A 13,690-nucleotide genomic window follows, 5' to 3' on the forward strand; every position below is an offset into this window, starting at 1 on the left:
GGCGGGGGTCCTTCAGCGCGTCGTCTCGGTCAGGCGGCGCTTCACATAGGTCTGCACGGTCTCGATCATCGGGTCCATGTAGGGATCCTCGAAGAAGTGACCGGCGCCTTCCATCTCTTCATGGGTGATGGTGATGCCCTTCTGCTCGTGCAGCTTGTCCACGAGGATGCGGGTATCCTGCGGCTTGGCGAAACGGTCGGCCGAGCCGTTGATGATCAGGCCCGAGGACGGGCACGGCGCGAGGAACGAGAAGTCGTACATGTTCGCCGGGGGCGAGACACTGATGAAGCCGGTGATCTCGGGACGCCGCATCAGAAGCTGCATGCCGATCCATGCGCCGAACGAGAAGCCCGCGACCCAGCAATGCTTGGCATTGGGGTTCATGGACTGCAGGTAATCCAGCGCCGAGGCGGCATCGGACAATTCGCCCACGCCCTGGTCGTATTCGCCCTGGCTGCGGCCCACGCCGCGGAAGTTGAAGCGCAGGACGGTGAAGCCGATCTCGTGGAACGCGTAATGCAGGTTGTAGACGACCCGGTTGTTCATCGTGCCGCCGAACTGAGGGTGCGGGTGCAGGATGATGGCGATCGGGGCGTCCTTGACCTTCTGAGGATGATAACGGCCTTCAAGCCGGCCTTCGGGGCCGGGGAAAATCACCTCGGGCATCAAGTTCTCCCTCGTGCGGGGCGCGCGGCCTGCCGTCGTCTTGACGGGGTCGCTGCCGCTCCCTTAAACCACAGCAATTCCGGCATACGGCACTCCTCGCCGCGATCCGGTGTCATGGCAGTTAAGCGTGACGGGCCGAAAGGTCAATCATCGCGGGCAGTTCAGGGGCGTTTGTCGCGCCCCAGTCATGCGGGGGGCAGGACATGAAACTATCCACCAAGGGCCGCTACGCGATGGTCGCGATGGTCGACCTTGCGCTTCAGCCGGAAGGGCAACTCAGCCCGCTGTCGGACATCTCGAAGCGGCAGGATATCTCGCTGCCTTATCTCGAACAGCTTTTCGTCAAGCTGCGCCGGGCGGGGCTCGTGCAATCGGTGCGCGGTCCGGGCGGGGGGTATCGCCTGGCGCATCCGCCGTCCGAAATCCGCGCGGTCGATATCTTTGCCGCCGTCGATGAAACGGTCAGCGCGCTGCACACCGGGGCCGGGGCCTCGGGGGGCGTGTCGGGGTCGCGGGCGCAAAGCATGACGAACCGCCTGTGGGAGGGGTTGAGCGCGCATGTGTACGTGTTCCTCCACCAGACGCGCCTGTCCGACGTCGTGCGCAACGATCTGACGCCTTGCCCGGCGGTGCCGAACCTGTTCCAGGTCGTCGACGAGGAGTAAGCGTGCCAAGCCGCGCGGCCCCGCTGGAAGGGCGCGGGGACATTTCCTAGATGTGTCTGGGGCGCCGTGGTGCCCGTTGCAAGGGAGCGCCGATGGCCCGCGTCTATCTGGATCACAATGCGACCATGCCGCTGCGCCCCGAGGCGCGCGCGGCGATGATCGAGGCGATGGATCTCGTCGGCAATCCAAGCTCGGTCCATGCCGAGGGGCGGGCCGCCAAGGGGCTGATGGAACGCGCGCGCGGCCAGATCGCCGAGGCGATTGGCGCGCAGGCCGCTGACATCGTTTTCGTCTCCGGCGCGACCGAGGCCGCCGCGCTGGCCCTGGCGGGGCGGGGCTTGCATGGCGCGGCGATCGAACATGACGCGGTGCGGTCGTGGATCACCGAAGATCTGCCGGTCAATGCCGAGGGAAGGGTCACGGTCACGGACCCGGCGCGCAGCACGCTTCAGGTGGCGAATTCCGAAACGGGGATCTTGCAGGATCTGCCCGAGGGGCTGGCCGTCAGCGACTGGACACAGGCCTTTGGCAAGATCCCCCTGGCCTTCGATTGGTCGGGTGTCGAGATGGCGCTGATCTCGGCCCACAAGATCGGCGGGCCGAAGGGAATCGGCGCGCTGATCCTCAAGCGCGGGCTGGATGTGGAGGCGCGGATTCGCGGGGGCGGGCAGGAAATGGGCCGCCGAAGCGGCACGGAAAACCTGATCGGCATTGCCGGATTTGGGGCGGCGGCCCAAGCTACACAACAAGGTCTGGAGACCGGGCGTGCCGAGCGGCTGGACAAACTTAGAAATATTCTAGAAAGTGCTCTGGACCTTCGGACAAAAGATACTATTTTTGTCGGGAAAGGCAGCCAGCGCCTGCCCAACACCTCGTGCATCGTGACGCCGGGGTGGAAAGGCGAGACGCAGGTGATGCAGATGGACTTGGCCGGCTTCGCCGTTTCGGCGGGATCGGCCTGTTCCTCGGGCAAGGTCCGGTCGAGCAACGTGTTGCGCGCGATGGGACTGACCGATGGCGAGGCGAATTGCGCGATCCGCGTCTCTCTCGGGCCCGACACGACCGAGGCGGAGGTCCTGGCCTTCGCCGAAGCCTGGGGGGCGGCATATGACCGTTTCCGTGCGCGGGGCAGGTAGTTTGCCGCGTTGCAAAAGGCCCGAGGGCCGCCGATCAGGGCAGGGGCGCGTCATGCGCACCCTGAGGAAACGAGGCGGTCCGGGGCCGGCATGAATGAACAGTCTGGCCGGCAATCCGCCGGCCCATCGGAGGTGGCGATGACCGCACTTGAAACCGAAGTCAAAGAAGGCGTCGAGCGCGAAACCGTCGAGGCCGTGCAGGCCCTTGGTGGCAAGTACAAGTACGGCTGGGAAACCGACATCGAGATGGATTACGCGCCCAAGGGCGTGAACGAGGACATCGTCCGCCTCATCTCGGACAAGAACGGTGAGCCGGAGTGGATGACCGATTGGCGGCTTCAGGCGTTCAAGCGGTGGAAGAAGATGGACGAGCCCGACTGGGCGATGGTCAACTACCCGCCCATCGACTACCAGAACCAGTATTACTACGCCTCGCCCAAGTCCTTCGCGGAAAAGCCGAAATCGCTGGACGAGGTCGATCCCGAGCTGCTGCGGACCTATGAAAAGCTTGGCATCCCGCTGAAGGAACAGATGATCCTCGCCGGGGTCGAGGGCGCCGAGGATGCGCCCGCCGAGGGCCGCAAAGTCGCCGTGGACGCGGTGTTCGACAGCGTGTCGGTCGGCACGACCTTCCAGAAGGAACTGGAACAGGCCGGCGTGATCTTCTGCTCGATCTCCGAGGCGATCAAGAACCACCCCGAGCTTGTGAAGAAATACCTCGGCTCGGTCGTTCCGATCTCGGACAATTTTTTTGCCACGCTCAACAGCGCCGTGTTTTCCGACGGGTCCTTCGTCTACGTGCCGCCGGGCGTCCGCTGCCCGATGGAACTGAGCACCTATTTCCGCATCAACGCGGAAAACACCGGCCAGTTCGAGCGCACGCTGATCATCGCCGACAAGGGCAGCTATGTCAGCTACCTCGAAGGCTGCACCGCACCGATGCGCGACACGCACCAGCTGCACGCGGCGGTCGTGGAACTGGTCGCCTTGGAAGATGCCGAGATCAAGTATTCGACCGTCCAGAACTGGTATCCGGGCGACGAGAACGGCAAGGGCGGCATCTACAACTTCGTCACCAAGCGCGCCGATTGCCGGGGCGATCGCTCCAAGGTGATGTGGACTCAGGTCGAAACCGGCTCCGCCGTGACGTGGAAATACCCGTCCTGCATCCTGCGCGGCGATGACAGCCAGGGCGAGTTCTATTCGATCGCCATCGCTAACAACATGCAGCAGGCCGACACCGGCACGAAAATGGTGCACCTGGGCAAGAACACCAAGTCGCGCATCGTCTCCAAGGGGATCAGCGCGGGCAAGGCGCAGAACACCTATCGCGGTCTTGTCTCGATGCATCCCAAGGCCACGAACAGCCGCAACTATACCCAGTGCGACAGTCTTCTGATCGGCGATAAATGCGGGGCGCACACGGTCCCCTATATCGAGGTCAAGAACAACTCGAGCCGGGTAGAGCACGAGGCGACCACCTCCAAGGTGGATGACGACCAGATGTTCTATTGCCGCCAGCGCGGCATGGACGAGGAAGAGGCCGTGGCCCTGATCGTCAACGGCTTCGCCCGCGAGGTGTTGCAGGCGCTGCCGATGGAATTCGCGATGGAAGCGCAGCAACTGGTCGCCATTTCGCTGGAAGGCAGCGTTGGCTGATGGTCAAGCTGGCGGCATCTGCACCGTCGGGTGAAACGCAGACAGGGGAGGCGGCGCTGGCCGCCTTCCTTCTCGACGCGTTGCCGCTGTCGCGCCTGACCCGCATCGCCGATGTCGGGGCCAACGGCATCAACGAGGCGCCCTATGCCGCGTTGCTGTCCATGGGCGGCTGCGAGGTGATCGGGTTCGAGCCGAACGAAGAGGCGCTCGCCCAGTTGAAGGCCAATGCCAGCGCGCATGAGATCTACTACCCCAATGCCGTGGGTGACGGAGAGGATTGCACCTTCCGGCTTTATCGCTCCAGCGGGTTTTCCTCGGTGCATCCGCCTTACACGCCGACCGGCAAGCTGATGCAGCGGGAACGCTGGGGTGCGGTCGCCCGCGAGATCCCGATGCAGACCATGCGCCTCGATGATTTCGAGGATCTCGGCCCGGTCGATCTGCTCAAGATCGACATTCAGGGCGGCGAGGTCGCGGTTTTTCAAGGCGCGCAAAAGGTTCTGGGCGCGGCGCTCGCGGTGATCACCGAGCTGCGCTACCTGCGGCTTTACGAGGGCGAGCCGATGCTGGGCGGGGTGGACAGTGCCCTGATGGAAATGGGGTTTGGCCTGCACAAGTTCCTGTTCAACAAGGCCCGCCCGATCCCCAACTCGCAGGCGCACCGCTTGCGCAAGCGGCGGGCGAATGACCAGCTGATCGACGGGGATGGCGTCTACCTGCGTGATATCACGCGGCTCGACACGTATTCGGACGAGGCGCTGATGCATCAATGCGTGCTAGCCGGCGCGGTCTATCACAGCCACAGCCTTGCCTTGGCGCTGCTGGACCGGCTCGTCGAACGGGGCTGCGTGCCCGAAAGCACCCCCGAGGCCTATGCCGACCGCCTGCCGGATGACGTGCGGGCCGATTGAGTTTGAGGAGTTGCCGATATGATCACCACCACAACGCATAGTGTCGAAGGGCACCAGATCGCCGAATACAAGGGCATCGTCGTGGGCGAGGCCATCCTGGGCGCGAACGTGTTCCGCGACCTCTTTGCCGGGATTACCGATATCATCGGCGGCCGTTCCGGCGCGTATGAACAGGAACTGGGCCGCGCGCGTGAAACCGCCCTGCGCGAGATGGAAGATCGCGCCCGCGACATCGGCGGCACTGCCGTGGTGGGCGTCGATCTCGATTACGAGGTGATCAACAACATGCTGATGGTGTCCGCCAGCGGCACGGCCGTCGTTCTGGCCTGACAAACCCGAGGATCCTGCCATGAGGAATGAAACGCTGCGCAAGACGCGGGTGTCCGACCCCCAGATCGCCGAGCATGTGCGCGAACTGGTCCGGCGCATGGACCTGAGCTTTGACTCGGGCCGCGTGCGCGCGGTTCTGGGCCGACGCGCCAACAGCCCGATGACCCGCGGCGGCGATCCCGCCACCCCAACGCGCAATCGCGCGGCAAACTCATCCGACCGGCGCGGCTGAGACCGCGTCAAACGTCAAAGATCATGTCCAGTCCGCGCCGGGAGCGCGGCAGACGAGGAGAAAAAGATGCTCGAGATCAAGAACCTGCACGTGAAACTGGAAGACGAGGACAAGCAGATCCTCAAGGGTGTGGACCTGACCGTCGAGGCGGGCAAGGTGCACGCGATCATGGGGCCGAACGGGTCGGGCAAGTCGACCCTCAGCTACGTCCTGTCGGGCCGCGACGGCTACGAGGTCACCGAGGGCGAAGCGACGCTCGACGGCGAGGACATCCTGGAGATGGAGCCGGAAGCGCGCGCGGCAGCGGGCCTGTTCCTGGCGTTCCAATACCCGGTCGAGATCCCCGGCGTGGGCAACATGACCTTCCTGCGCACCGCATTGAACGCGCAGCGCAAGGCGCGCGGCGAAGACGAGATCAGCGCCGGCGATTTCCTCAAGCTGGTGCGGGAAAAGGCCAAGACGCTGAAGATCGACGCGGACATGCTGAAGCGCCCGGTGAATGTCGGCTTCTCGGGTGGTGAGAAAAAGCGCAACGAAATCCTGCAGATGGCGATGCTGGAGCCGTCCATGTGCATTCTCGACGAGACCGACTCGGGCCTCGACGTGGACGCGATGAAGCTTGTGTCCGAGGGTGTGAACGCGCTGCGCGACGAGGGCCGCGCCTTCCTTGTCATCACCCATTACCAGCGCCTGCTGGATCACATCAAACCCGACGTGGTGCACATCATGGCCGATGGTCGCATTGTAAAGACGGGCGGCCCGGAGTTGGCTCTCGAAGTCGAGAACAACGGCTATGCCGATATCCTCGGGGAGGTGGCCTGATGGCGCTGGCGCAAGTCAAGCAGAACACGACCGATGCACGGCTCGACGCCCTGACCCTGCCCGAGGGTGAGGCCGGATGGGCCGCCGAGGCGCGCGCCGACGCTTTGGCGCGTGTGCGCGGTATGGGGCTGCCGGGGCGGCGGGACGAGTATTGGAAATTCACCAACCCCGAAAGCCTGACCCAGCCGGCCGCGCCGCGTGCGGCGATCTTCAAATACGAGGATGAAGCCCCGGCCTTCGATCAGATCGAGCGGCTCAGGATCGTGTTCGTCGATGGGGTGTTCGACCCCGCGCAGTCGGATGATCTGGCGATGGAGGGTGTCGAGATCACGCGCCTGTCCGACGCGATGGCCAAGGACATCCACTGGGTGCGCGACCTCTATGGCGTGCTCGAGACCCGGGGACAGACGCCCGTGGCCCGCCCGCTGGCCGCGCTGAACACGGCTTTCGCGACCGATGGTATTGCGATCCGGGCAACCGGCAAGGCCGCCAAGCCCATTAACCTGATCTACCTGCACGAGGATGAGACCTCGGACGCGATCCTGCACCACCTGGTGAAGGTCGAAGAGGGGGCCGAGGTGACCGTGCTGGAAAGCGGCCCCGCCGCCGCGCGGTTCAACAAGTGCATGGAGGTCGAAGTGGCCGATACCGGCCGTTTCCACCATGTCCGCACGCAGGGCCGCGACCATGAACGCCGCGCCGCGACGCATGTGTTCTCGCGCCTCGGGCAGGAGTCGACCTACAAATCCTTCACCCTGACCGCCAATGGCGTGATGACGCGCAACGAGCATGTCATCGAGATGACCGGCGACGATGCCGCAGCCCATGTAGCGGGCGCGGCGATGGGCGATGGCGCCTCGGGCGATTTTCACCACGACGACACGGTGTTCATCACCCATGATGCACAGCGCTGCGAAAGCCGGCAGGTGTTCAAGAAGGTGCTTCGCAACGGGGCCGAGGGCGTGTTCCAGGGCAAGATCCTGGTGAAGCCGGACGCCCAGAAAACCGATGGCTACCAGATCAGCCAGGCGCTGCTTCTGGACGAGGACAGCTCGTTCCAGGGCAAGCCCGAGCTGGAGATCTATGCCGACGACGTGCAGTGCTCGCACGGGTCCACGACCGGGGCGCTCGACGAGACGGCGTTGTTCTACCTGCGCTCGCGCGGGGTGCCGGAACGCCGGGCGACCGACCTGCTGGTCCTGGCCTTCCTCGCCGAGGCGATCGAGGAAATCGAGGACGAACGTCTACAGGACGACATCCGCACCCGGTTGGAAAACTGGCTGGAGCGGCGGCGGCAGGGGTGATGCGATGAGCCTGACAGGCGATATCGCCGCAACGTGGCGCAGGCCACGGCGGGTGATGCGCAAGCTTCTGGACATGGGACAGCGCGAAGACCGCGCGCTGTTCTTTCTCATGCTGGCGTGCGGATTGATCTTCGTGTCGCAATGGCCGGTCCTGTCGCGGCAGGCCTTTCTCGACCCGTCCGTGCCGCTGGAGGCGCGGATCGGAGGCGCGCTGTTCGCGTGGATCCTGTGGATGCCGATCTTCGCCTATATCCTTGCGGCCATCAGCCATCTTCTGGCCATGCCGTTCGGTGGCAAGGGCTCGTGGTATTCTGCACGGCTGGCGCTGTTCTGGAGCATGCTCTGCGCGACGCCCGCCTGGCTGCTTTACGGGCTTGTCTCGGGCTTCATCGGGCCGGGTCCGGCGCAGACGGCAACGGGCGCGATCCTGGCCGTGGTGTTCCTGGGGTTCTGGACGATCGCCCTGCGCGAGGCCGAAACCTACACCGGGGTGGAGCAACCGCAATGAGCGATCTGGCCAATCTCGGCCGCTTGTTGCGCCTTGCGCGCGACACGATCTCGAACCCGCGCGAGGGGGCAGTGACCGTGTTGTCCTTTGCGCCGACGACGCAGGTGCTGTGGCTGATGTTTGCCATTGTCGTCGTGATCTCGCTCTTGCTGGGCGAGGTCGTGGCACTGCTGGCCGAGCTGCCGGGGAACGGTCCCCTGACCGGGCCATTGCAGAACTCGGTCATCTCGCTGGGTCTGGTCCAGGCGGCGTTCCTGTTCATCATGGCCCACGCGATGCACCGGATCGGGCGCGTCTTTGGCGGCAATGGCCGTTTCGAAGAGGCGCTTTTGCTGGTCATCTGGCTGCAGTTCATCTTCAACCTTCTGCAATTGGTGCAGATCGGTGCGCTGTTGATCATTCCGCCCGTCGCGGGCCTGATCACCATCCTCGCCATCGCTCTGTTCTTCTGGCTGCTAGTGAATTTCGTCAGCGTGCTGCACGGCTTCACCTCGCTCGGGCTGGTCTTTGCCATGACCGTCGTTTCGGGCTTTGCCATCCTTTTCGCGCTCAGCCTGATCCTGACCATGCTGGGCCTTGCGACCGTGCCGACAGGAGGTCCGACATGACCTATAATATCGACGCCATCCGGGCCGATTTCCCGATCCTTTCCCGCGAGGTGAACGGCAAGCCGCTGGTCTACCTAGACAGCGGGGCCTCGGCGCAGAAGCCGCAGGTGGTGATCGACGCGATCACGCAGGCCTATTCGATGGAATATGCGAACGTCCATCGCGGGTTGCATCACCTGTCGAACCTCGCGACCGAGAAATACGAGGCGGTGCGCGGCACGATCGCGCGGTTCCTCGGGGTCAAGGACGAGGAAGAGATCGTCTTCACCTCGGGCACGACCGAGGGGATCAACCTTGTCGCTTATGGCTGGGCCATGCCGCATCTTCAGGCCGGGGACGAGATCATCCTGAGCGTGGCCGAGCATCATGCCAATATCGTGCCCTGGCATTTCCTGCGCGAACGGCAGGGCGTGGTGCTGAAATGGGTGGACGTGGACGCCAATGGCGATCTCGACCCGCAGGCGGTGATCGATGCGATGGGGCCGCGCACCAAGCTGGTCGCTCTGTCGCATATGTCGAACGTTCTGGGCACCGTGTTCGACGTCAAACCGGTGATCGACGCCGCCCATGCGCGGGGTATCCGCGTGCTGATCGACGGCTCGCAGGCCGCGGTGCACATGCCGGTGAACCTCGACGCGCTTGGCGCGGATTTCTACGCCATCACGGGCCACAAGCTTTACGGGCCGTCCGGGTCCGGCGCGATCCACATCCGCCGCGAGGTGATGGACGAGATGCGCCCCTTCCTCGGCGGTGGCGACATGATCCGCGAGGTGACGAAAGACACCGTGATCTACAACGACCCGCCGATGAAGTTCGAGGCGGGCACGCCCGGTATCGTCCAGCAGATCGGCCTTGGCGTCGCGCTGGACTACATGATGGGCGTCGGGATGGAGAATATCGCCGCCCATGAACGCCACCTGACGCAATATGCGCGGCAGCGGCTCGATGGGTTGAACTGGCTTCAGGTGCAGGGGAAATCTGCGTCGAAAGGCGCGATCTTCTCCTTCACCATCGACGGGGCGGGGCATCCGCATGACATCTCGACCGTGCTTGACAAGCGCGGCATCGCGGTGCGCGCGGGCCAGCACTGTGCCGGGCCGTTGATGGAGCATATGGGCGTCAACGCCACCTGCCGCGCCAGTTTCGGGATGTACAACACCGAGGCCGAGATCGATGCGCTGGTTGATGCGCTGGAACTCTGTCACGAGCTTTTTGCCTGAGTTTTAAGCATTCACGCGGTCTGAAAACGACATGACCCATGTCGCTGGTGGAACATCCCTCCGCCGGCTGCTATCCCCGCTGCATCAGCAGGAGCGAGGGGATAGTCATGACCGTTTTGACCAGTGCCGACGAGATTTCCGAGATTGCCTTTGGATTCATGGGATCGAAGGCGCTGTTCGCCGCGCTGGAGCATGGGGTGTTCACGACGCTTGCGGGCGGGTCGGCGGATGCCGGGGCGGTGGCAAAGGCCAGTGCGCTTGATACGGACAGGGCGGAAACCCTGCTGACGGCGCTGGCGGGGTTGGGGCTGGTCGAACCGCAGGGGCAGGGGCTCTACGCGAATTCCCCGGCCGCCGAGGCCTTTCTGGTGAAAGGCGCGAAATATGATTTCGGCGATTACCTGCGCCTTCAGGTCGGGCGCCAGATGTACGGCCTTCTGGACCAGATCGACGAGGCCCTGACCGGCAAATTGCCCGAGGAGGCGACGGCGTCCTATGCCGAGTGGTTCGCGGACGCGGACGAGGCGCGGCTCTATTCCGAAAGCCAGCATGCGGGGTCGCTCGGCCCCGCGCGGCAACTGGTGAAACGGCTGGACCTGTCGGGCGCGAAACACCTGCTCGACGTGGGCGGCGGCACGGGGGCGTTCGCCATCACGATGTGCAAGGCCAACCCCGAGCTTTCCGCGACCATCGTCGATTTCCCCAATGTCGCGGCGCTTGGCCGGTCCTATGTCGAAAAGGCCGGCCTGTCGGACCGCATCACCTATATCGAGGGGAACGCGCTGGAAACCGACTGGCCCGGCGGGCAGGACGTGATCCTGATGTCCTACCTGTTTTCGGGCGTGCCGGGCGTCACGCATGATGGGCTGATCCGCGCGGCGATGGAGCGTCTGAACCCCGGTGGCCTGTTCCTGGTCCATGACTTCGTGGTACATTCCGACCGGACGGGGCCGAAACTGGCCGCGCTCTGGCAGTTGCAGCACACCGCCTTTACCCCGAGGGCGCGGTCGCTGGACGAAGGCTGGTTGCTGTCGTCACTGGAACGCGCGGGCTTCGAAGGGGTCGCCGTCTCCGAGATGATCCCCGAAATGACCATGCTGGCCGAGGCGCGCAAGCCCGCCTGACTGGACTTTTTCCTAGTCGGGCCGCCCGATCAGGCGGTCGATGGGGGCGTAATCGTCGGTCAGGACCTGGCCGCGCGCCTCGGCCAGTTGGGCGACCATGCCATCGGCCAGGGCGCCGAAGCGCATCAGGTCGGGGGCGGGCACCGAGAAATCCCCCACGGCGGTCGGTCTGTCGCCCCCCACGACGACAAAGACCATCCGGGCCCCCGGCGCGGGCTGGGTCAGATGCGTCCAGACCTCGACCACCGGAAAGACGGTCTGCATCGTCGCCACGATCGAGGAGAGCGCATAGAGGCGATCCTCGTAATCGATCACGTTCATCAGGTAGCTGCCGCCGGGAGTCAGTCGGTCGGCGGCGAGTTGAAAGAACTCCTGCGTGACAAGGTGCACGGGCACCACCACGTCGGTGAAAGCGTCGCCAATGATGACGTCATAGTGCCGTTCGGGGCGGGTCAGCAGCGCGCGGCGGGCATCTTCGTGCAGGATCGTGGCGCTGGCCGGGTCGAACCAGAATTCCCGCTCGGCGAACGCGGTCACGGCGGGATCGATTTCGGCGACCGTGATCTCTCCGGCCTCGCCCGCGGCGAAGGCGCGGGGGACGGAATAGGTGCCGCCGCCGATATGGTAGCTGGTGAAATCCGGTCGCGGCGCGCGCCGCTCGGAAAGCTCTGCCAGCATGGCGGCGTGTTCGGTGAATTGCACCTCCGGCAGGTCACGCGCGCTGATGCCGTGGGCGAGATGGTCGATCACCATCAGGTGGACGGGGCGTTCGGGGTTGGCCGAAAGGTCATCGACCCGGATGCAGAAATAGCGGCTTTCCACGTCGCAGGGATCGGGCGCGGCGAGCGCGAGGCCGCCAAGCCCGGCGGCGGCGGCCCCGGCGATCAAGGCGATGGGCAGGCCGCGAGAGCGCGCGAGCCAGAAGAACAACAGGCCGGACAGGACGTAGACAATCGTCACCACGACGAGGGTCGCTGCCGACCCCAGCCACGAGATGAAGAAGAACCCGGCCAGCAGCGTGCCCGCGATCGCCCCCACCGCGCCCGAGGCGAACATCGCGCCAAGTGCCGGGCCCGAGCGGCTGGCCGTCGTCACCGCGATCTGGGCCAGAACCGGGGCAGGGACCCCGGCGAAGAACGACGGCAGGAAGAACGCGGCCATGGTCAGCGCCGTGATCCCGCTGACCGGGTCTTGCAGCGCCGCCAGGACCGGCCCCGCCACCGCCGGCAGGATCAGGACAGCACCCGCCGTCGTCACTGCCCCGGCCAGCAGCGCCCCGCCGGTCCAGGCCAGCGCCGAGGCCGCGGGCCTTTCGGCCAGGCGCCCGCCCCACCAATGGCCCGCCGAGAAGCCCGCCAGCACCACCGCGATGACCGACGTCCAGGTGTAGAGCGACATGCCCACATGCGGCGCCAGCATCCGCCCGGCCACGATCTCGACCACGAGGGAAGCCGCCGAGATGCCGCCCTGAAGCAGCACCAGCAACCAAAGCGGTGTCGCACGTGTCATGGTGTTTGGTCCTCCCCGTTCGCGACGGCATGCAAGACCACCACGCGGGCCAGCGCAAGAGGGCTTGAAGTGCCCGGTTTTCGCCTCAAGGCCCATTGCAGCGATTTCTCCAATCGCCTATACGGCCTTGGCGCGGCACCCGTAGCTCAGCTGGATAGAGCGCTGCCCTCCGAAGGCAGAGGCCATAGGTTCGAATCCTATCGGGTGCGCCACTTCACTCCTGTCGTTTTCGAGCTGCTGGCGCTCGGTTTTTCCGACGCCCTCTGCGGCTGGTTTGTCGGTGCGGCTTCTCAGCGCGGCCGGTCCAGGCCCGGCGGATCGGTCAAACCGCGGACAAACCAACGTCCGGCATTGTCTTTGGTGCGCTGATCGCCGAGTTTGCGGCAAAACCAGAAAAGGCCGCCGCGTTTGACCCAGACCGTACACCTCCCGCCGATCCCGGATGCCGACTGGCCCGACCGCATCGCGACACTGCGGTCCGGTTTTGCCGGCACGTTGAATGTCTACCGGGTGATGGCGCATCATCCCGCGCTTCTGGAGGCATGGGCCGGGTTGCGTCAGCACGTGGTCCTCGACACCGCGCTGGGGCTACAGCGGAGCGAAATCGTCATCCTTCGGGCGGGCTATCGGCTGGGCAGTCGCTATGAATGGGCGCAGCATGTCGTGCGCGGGCGCAACTGCGGCCTGACCGATGCGCGCATTCGCGCGATGCAGGGGCCGACCGAAGGGATGGCGCCGGAGGATGCGATCCTGGCGCGGGCCGTTGATCAACTCTTCGATGCCAAGACCCTCGACGCGGAGATGCAGAGTGACCTTGTCGATCTTGTCGGCACGGACGGTATGATGGACCTGATCGCCACAGTCGGGTTCTACACGACCCTCGGGTTCATCCTGAACAGCTTCGAGCCGCCCCTGGATGACGCGATTGCAGATGAGCTTGCGCGAAACCCGCTTGCCCCGGATTGAGGATACCCGGGCAGGCGGACCGATGCGGTG

The 13,690-nt window shown here is 64.9% G+C and carries 15 protein-coding genes and 1 tRNA gene; 14 read left to right on the forward strand and 2 right to left on the reverse strand.

Translation table 11 applies throughout. The features are described 5' to 3' along the window. Positions 1-12: 12 nt before the first annotated feature. Positions 13-666 carry an alpha/beta hydrolase gene (locus ABD923_RS05290; protein ID WP_222187528.1) on the reverse strand — a complete coding sequence of 218 codons (654 nt, stop codon included), beginning with the start codon at positions 664-666 and terminating at the stop codon, positions 13-15. A gap of 203 nt (positions 667-869) precedes the next feature. Here ABD923_RS05290 and iscR point away from each other — a divergent pair, with 203 nt between their 5' ends. The 12 genes from iscR (at position 870) to ABD923_RS05350 (ending at position 11,185) form a co-directional block, all read left to right on the forward strand. Continuing rightward, a complete protein-coding gene (gene iscR, locus ABD923_RS05295) occupies positions 870-1,331 on the forward strand; it encodes a Fe-S cluster assembly transcriptional regulator IscR (protein ID WP_259546269.1) in 462 nt (153 codons plus the stop codon). A gap of 92 nt (positions 1,332-1,423) precedes the next feature. Beyond that, entirely contained in the window at positions 1,424-2,467 is a 1,044-nt protein-coding gene (locus tag ABD923_RS05300; protein WP_259546268.1) for a cysteine desulfurase family protein, read from the forward strand. A gap of 138 nt (positions 2,468-2,605) precedes the next feature. Continuing rightward, the gene (sufB, locus tag ABD923_RS05305) at positions 2,606-4,126 is read left to right on the forward strand and encodes a Fe-S cluster assembly protein SufB (protein ID WP_259546267.1); all 1,521 of its coding nucleotides are present in this window, start codon (positions 2,606-2,608) and stop codon (positions 4,124-4,126) included. Beyond that, positions 4,126-5,037 carry an FkbM family methyltransferase gene (locus ABD923_RS05310; RefSeq protein WP_259546266.1) on the forward strand — a complete coding sequence of 304 codons (912 nt, stop codon included), beginning with the start codon at positions 4,126-4,128 and terminating at the stop codon, positions 5,035-5,037. Before sufB ends, ABD923_RS05310 begins: the two co-directional genes overlap by 1 nt. An 18-nt stretch (positions 5,038-5,055) precedes the next feature. After that, a complete protein-coding gene (locus tag ABD923_RS05315) occupies positions 5,056-5,367 on the forward strand; it encodes a heavy metal-binding domain-containing protein (protein WP_222187514.1) in 312 nt (103 codons plus the stop codon). A gap of 19 nt (positions 5,368-5,386) precedes the next feature. After that, complete coding sequence (locus ABD923_RS05320) at positions 5,387-5,599, forward strand: hypothetical protein (RefSeq protein ID WP_259546265.1); 213 nt, start codon at positions 5,387-5,389, stop codon at positions 5,597-5,599. Positions 5,600-5,665: 66 nt separating this feature from the next. After that, positions 5,666-6,421 (forward strand): Fe-S cluster assembly ATPase SufC, encoded by a 756-nt coding sequence (gene sufC / locus ABD923_RS05325; protein WP_259546263.1) that lies wholly within the window; start codon positions 5,666-5,668, stop codon positions 6,419-6,421. After that, positions 6,421-7,725: a Fe-S cluster assembly protein SufD gene (sufD, locus tag ABD923_RS05330; RefSeq protein ID WP_259546261.1), complete on the forward strand. Its 1,305-nt coding sequence runs from the start codon at positions 6,421-6,423 to the stop codon at positions 7,723-7,725. Before sufC ends, sufD begins: the two co-directional genes overlap by 1 nt. A 4-nt stretch (positions 7,726-7,729) precedes the next feature. Continuing rightward, the gene (locus ABD923_RS05335; protein ID WP_259546260.1) at positions 7,730-8,233 is read left to right on the forward strand and encodes a YIP1 family protein; all 504 of its coding nucleotides are present in this window, start codon (positions 7,730-7,732) and stop codon (positions 8,231-8,233) included. Beyond that, positions 8,230-8,841, forward strand: coding sequence for a Yip1 family protein (locus ABD923_RS05340; RefSeq protein ID WP_222187507.1), 612 nt, complete (start codon positions 8,230-8,232; stop codon positions 8,839-8,841). Before ABD923_RS05335 ends, ABD923_RS05340 begins: the two co-directional genes overlap by 4 nt. Continuing rightward, entirely contained in the window at positions 8,838-10,061 is a 1,224-nt protein-coding gene (locus tag ABD923_RS05345; RefSeq protein ID WP_259546258.1) for a cysteine desulfurase, read from the forward strand. Before ABD923_RS05340 ends, ABD923_RS05345 begins: the two co-directional genes overlap by 4 nt. 107 nt (positions 10,062-10,168) lie before the next feature. Next, complete coding sequence (locus tag ABD923_RS05350) at positions 10,169-11,185, forward strand: class I SAM-dependent methyltransferase (RefSeq protein ID WP_259546257.1); 1,017 nt, start codon at positions 10,169-10,171, stop codon at positions 11,183-11,185. A gap of 12 nt (positions 11,186-11,197) precedes the next feature. Here the strand turns inward: ABD923_RS05350 and ABD923_RS05355 are convergent, their stop codons facing one another. Beyond that, positions 11,198-12,694 carry a fused MFS/spermidine synthase gene (locus tag ABD923_RS05355; protein WP_259546256.1) on the reverse strand — a complete coding sequence of 499 codons (1,497 nt, stop codon included), beginning with the start codon at positions 12,692-12,694 and terminating at the stop codon, positions 11,198-11,200. 135 nt (positions 12,695-12,829) lie between these two features. Here ABD923_RS05355 and ABD923_RS05360 point away from each other — a divergent pair. Together ABD923_RS05360 and ABD923_RS05365 are read left to right on the forward strand one after the other, a co-directional pair. Further along, a tRNA-Arg gene (locus ABD923_RS05360) sits at positions 12,830-12,906 on the forward strand. Between the two features lie 196 nt (positions 12,907-13,102). Further along, a complete protein-coding gene (locus tag ABD923_RS05365) occupies positions 13,103-13,660 on the forward strand; it encodes a carboxymuconolactone decarboxylase family protein (protein WP_259546255.1) in 558 nt (185 codons plus the stop codon). Positions 13,661-13,690: the final 30 nt, after the last annotated feature.

Origin of the sequence: [Roseibacterium] beibuensis (assembly GCF_039542305.1) — a bacterium.
In the GTDB taxonomy this organism is placed as follows: domain Bacteria; phylum Pseudomonadota; class Alphaproteobacteria; order Rhodobacterales; family Rhodobacteraceae; genus Roseibacterium; species Roseibacterium beibuensis.

Bases quoted from the DNA above. Each gene is read 5' to 3' on its own strand.
- ABD923_RS05320 (WP_259546265.1), top strand. From the start codon at position 5,387: ATGAGGAATGAAACGCTGCGCAAGACGCGGGTGTCCGACCCCCAGATC.
- ABD923_RS05350 (WP_259546257.1), top strand. From the start codon at position 10,169: ATGACCGTTTTGACCAGTGCCGACGAGATTTCCGAGATTGCCTTTGGA.
- ABD923_RS05315 (WP_222187514.1), top strand. From the start codon at position 5,056: ATGATCACCACCACAACGCATAGTGTCGAAGGGCACCAGATCGCCGAA.
- sufD (WP_259546261.1), top strand. From the start codon at position 6,421: ATGGCGCTGGCGCAAGTCAAGCAGAACACGACCGATGCACGGCTCGAC.
- sufB (WP_259546267.1), top strand. From the start codon at position 2,606: ATGACCGCACTTGAAACCGAAGTCAAAGAAGGCGTCGAGCGCGAAACC.
- ABD923_RS05355 (WP_259546256.1), bottom strand. From the start codon at position 12,694: ATGACACGTGCGACACCGCTTTGGTTGCTGGTGCTGCTTCAGGGCGGC.
- ABD923_RS05340 (WP_222187507.1), top strand. From the start codon at position 8,230: ATGAGCGATCTGGCCAATCTCGGCCGCTTGTTGCGCCTTGCGCGCGAC.
- ABD923_RS05300 (WP_259546268.1), top strand. From the start codon at position 1,424: ATGGCCCGCGTCTATCTGGATCACAATGCGACCATGCCGCTGCGCCCC.
- ABD923_RS05335 (WP_259546260.1), top strand. From the start codon at position 7,730: ATGAGCCTGACAGGCGATATCGCCGCAACGTGGCGCAGGCCACGGCGG.
- ABD923_RS05290 (WP_222187528.1), bottom strand. From the start codon at position 666: ATGCCCGAGGTGATTTTCCCCGGCCCCGAAGGCCGGCTTGAAGGCCGT.
- iscR (WP_259546269.1), top strand. From the start codon at position 870: ATGAAACTATCCACCAAGGGCCGCTACGCGATGGTCGCGATGGTCGAC.
- ABD923_RS05310 (WP_259546266.1), top strand. From the start codon at position 4,126: ATGGTCAAGCTGGCGGCATCTGCACCGTCGGGTGAAACGCAGACAGGG.
- ABD923_RS05345 (WP_259546258.1), top strand. From the start codon at position 8,838: ATGACCTATAATATCGACGCCATCCGGGCCGATTTCCCGATCCTTTCC.
- sufC (WP_259546263.1), top strand. From the start codon at position 5,666: ATGCTCGAGATCAAGAACCTGCACGTGAAACTGGAAGACGAGGACAAG.